Origin of the sequence: Hydrogenoanaerobacterium sp., assembly GCF_032017025.1 — a bacterium.
Taxonomy (GTDB): Bacteria; Bacillota; Clostridia; order Oscillospirales; family Ruminococcaceae; genus Hydrogenoanaerobacterium.
The window spans coordinates 1-2945 of record NZ_DALZQO010000046.1 but is presented as its reverse complement, the minus strand read 5'-3'; the positions used below and the strand labels follow the sequence as shown (position 1 = coordinate 2945).

5 protein-coding genes are annotated in these 2945 nt (G+C 45.6%); 4 read left to right on the top strand and 1 reads right to left on the bottom strand.

What is annotated here, in order from left to right; genetic code table 11:
• Positions 1-139 precede the first annotated feature (139 nt).
• The 4 genes from RTV33_RS15590 (at position 140) to RTV33_RS15575 (ending at position 2411) form a co-directional block, all read left to right on the top strand.
• Positions 140-1033, top strand: coding sequence for a YafY family protein (locus RTV33_RS15590; protein ID WP_018213990.1), 894 nt, complete (start codon positions 140-142; stop codon positions 1031-1033).
• A 66-nt stretch (positions 1034-1099) separates the two neighbouring features.
• Complete coding sequence (locus tag RTV33_RS15585) at positions 1100-1540, top strand: GyrI-like domain-containing protein (RefSeq protein ID WP_018213989.1); 441 nt, start codon at positions 1100-1102, stop codon at positions 1538-1540.
• Positions 1541-1553: 13 nt separating this feature from the next.
• Positions 1554-1943: a VOC family protein gene (locus RTV33_RS15580; RefSeq protein WP_018213988.1), complete on the top strand. Its 390-nt coding sequence runs from the start codon at positions 1554-1556 to the stop codon at positions 1941-1943.
• 48 nt (positions 1944-1991) lie between these two features.
• A complete protein-coding gene (locus tag RTV33_RS15575) occupies positions 1992-2411 on the top strand; it encodes a pyridoxamine 5'-phosphate oxidase family protein (RefSeq protein WP_018213987.1) in 420 nt (139 codons plus the stop codon).
• A 158-nt stretch (positions 2412-2569) separates the two neighbouring features.
• Here the strand turns inward: RTV33_RS15575 and RTV33_RS15570 are convergent, their stop codons facing one another.
• Entirely contained in the window at positions 2570-2737 is a 168-nt protein-coding gene (locus tag RTV33_RS15570; protein WP_018213986.1) for a hypothetical protein, read from the bottom strand.
• Positions 2738-2945: the final 208 nt, after the last annotated feature.

The window sequence follows — 2945 nt, the reverse complement described above, 5'->3', positions numbered from 1 at the left end:
AAAGTCCGTTCGCCATCCTTTTGCAAGGATACTCTGGACGATTTTGGGGATGTAGTGGAACAAATAATGTTTCGTTGCTTTAATATGTCTTGTAGATGTCATATTATCATCTTATAATAAAAGCAGTAGAGGTGATAATATGCAGATTAACAGGCTATTCGAAATGGTTTATCTATTGCTGAACAAAAAAAGTATGACCGCCGGGGAGCTCGCAACACACTTTGAGGTTTCACCCCGCACGATTTACCGGGATGTAGAGCTTCTATCCTCGGCGGGAATACCCATTTATATGACCAAGGGCAAGGGTGGTGGAATTTCACTGCTCCCTGACTTCGTTCTCAATAAAACTGTCCTGACCGATGGCGAAAAGTCAGATATTCTCGCTGCACTTCACGCAGTAGATGCGGTCAACTTGGAGCAAACCAATACTGCGGTGCAAAAGCTGTCCTCCCTATTTGGAAACACCAGCGCCGATTGGGTTGAAGTTGATTTCTCCGGCTGGGCAAACGCCGATGAGGAAGCGCAGCTGTTCAGCCTGCTGAAAAGCGCCATTCTCGGAAAGAAAAAAGTGGCGTTTCAGTATCACAGCAGTGAGGGCAGCACGCAGCGCACAGCAGAACCCATGAAACTCTGCTTTAAGGGACAGAGCTGGTATCTTTATGCTTTCTGCACAGTGCGTCAAGATTATCGGTTTTTCAAACTGCGGCGCATGAAAGAATTGAAGCTGCTTGACGAGCGCTTTGAACGCACTGCCTCCGCGAAGATATTTGAAGGCACAAAAATATTTCAAGATGATTTCGTGACAATCACACTGAAGCTGTCAAAGAAAATGGCGTATCGTGTCTATGATGAATTTTCACAATACAAAACGCTTCCCAGCGGTGATTTCATTGCGACGCTCACCATGCCCAGAGGCGATTGGGTCTATCAATATCTTGCGACCTTTGGTGAGGATTGTGAGATCATAGAACCGGAGGATATCCGCCTGCAAATCAAGGATAAGCTGCAAAAAACACTGGCACAATATTTATAATATGACACGCTGCTGTCAATTGGTCTTTGCTATGATGATAGTATCAAAGACAAGGAGGACGATCAAATGAACTACGAAGTTGTGCATTTAGAGGAAAAGATTATTGTTGGGGTAAGTGCTGCGACCAGCAACAGCGACCCTGAAATGGGGAAAATCATTGGCGGGCTTTGGGAGAAGTTATACCAAGGCGGCATCAATGCCGTGATAAAAAACAAGGTAAACGAGTACGCCATTGGGCTGTATTCCGATTATACGGCCGATGGGTACTGTGTAACAGCGGGTAATGAGGTTTCCAAGGCAGAAAATCCTGAACTGACCGTAAAAACAATCCCTGCCGGAAAATACGCAAAATTCTCTGTGCATGGGCATATGGAAAAGGCCGTCTCTGACTCATGGGGAGAGATTTGGCAGACGGATTTAGACCGCAGCTTTACAGGCGATTTCGAGGAATACCGAAATGCCGACCCGGAAAACTGTGATATTGATATCTACATTGCTCTGAAGTAAGGGGGGGAAACGTATGAAATTAGAAGGCTTCGGAATTTTCGTGAAAGATATGCCGACTATGGTGCGTTTTTACCGTGATGTTCTTGGGTTTGAAATCAAGGAGGAAGAAGATTCCAGCAATGTCTATCTGGTGAAAGATGGCACTTTGTTTTTACTTTATCGCAGAACAGATTTTGAGCAGATGGCAAAAAGGTCGTTTTCTTATGCGAATGGCATCCATGGCCATTATGAAATTGCGATGGGTGTAGAAAACTATGCCGCAGTAGATGATACCTTTAAGCGGGTTGTGTCAAACGGTGCCGTGCCGGTCTTAGAACCTACAACAGAGCCGTGGGGACAGCGGACTTGCTATGTTGCAGATCCAGAGGGCAACTTAATTGAAATTGGTTCCTTTACCAAATAAGCAGCTACACAATTGCCTATGCCTAAAAAGAAGGAGACGAAATAACAAATGGATTATAGAAAAGAATTTGAGCGCATGATGCAAACACAAACAGCCATGGCGCTGGCTACAGCGGCAGACGGAGCGCCCAATGTACGCATCGTCAATTTTTATTATGATGCAGAGACGAAAGCCCTGTATTTCTCCACCTTTAGCGACAACCAAAAGGTTGCGGAGTTTGAGAAAAATCCTCATGCTGCATTCACAACGATTCCGGAAAGTGGAGAAGAACACGTTCGGGTCAGGAATGGGATTGTTCGGAAAAGCTCTGTTTCGGTGGAAGCCATCAAGGATCAGTTTCTATTGAAGCTGCCGGAATACATTATGAGCATCCCTGATGTACTTCCTGCGCTTATCCTGTTCGAAATCACCTTTGACCAAGCGGATGTGGTCATTGACTTTGAACACATGGAAACGATTGCGGTATAGTCTGAAACCCCTGTCGGCAGCGAGTTGCAACTATTCTCCAAGGCGCACTGTGAATGAACCCACGGTGTGCCTTTTTTATTTCCCCCAAAAGACGTTTGCAGCAGCAAAACAAGGAGGGCGGCAGAACCGCTCTCCTTGCTTTTTGTAAACGGGCTATGCTATTTATCGTTGCCGTCGGGCTCTGAATCTCTTTTGAGTTCCACAATAACGCCGTCATCACCGGAGATAAAAAGCTCCTCCGTCTTTTGCTGCGCACGCTGAAGCAGCGAGATGGCATCCGTCACATCGTTAAACAGCGAATCATACATTTTTTTGTAATCTGCCACACAATAGACCTCCTTTTCCTTATTTCGGCGGCCACCGTTGTGTGGTATTGAAGCTCTGACCGGACGGATTGTCAAGTCGTTTCTGAAGTTTTCTAAATGTTAGCACCCTGTCAGAAATCCGTTCAGACAGATATGCAGGCACACCGCATTTTATTGCATGGTGTGCCTTTTTTATTTCCACAGAAAGGGGTGAGAATCCAATGTTCAT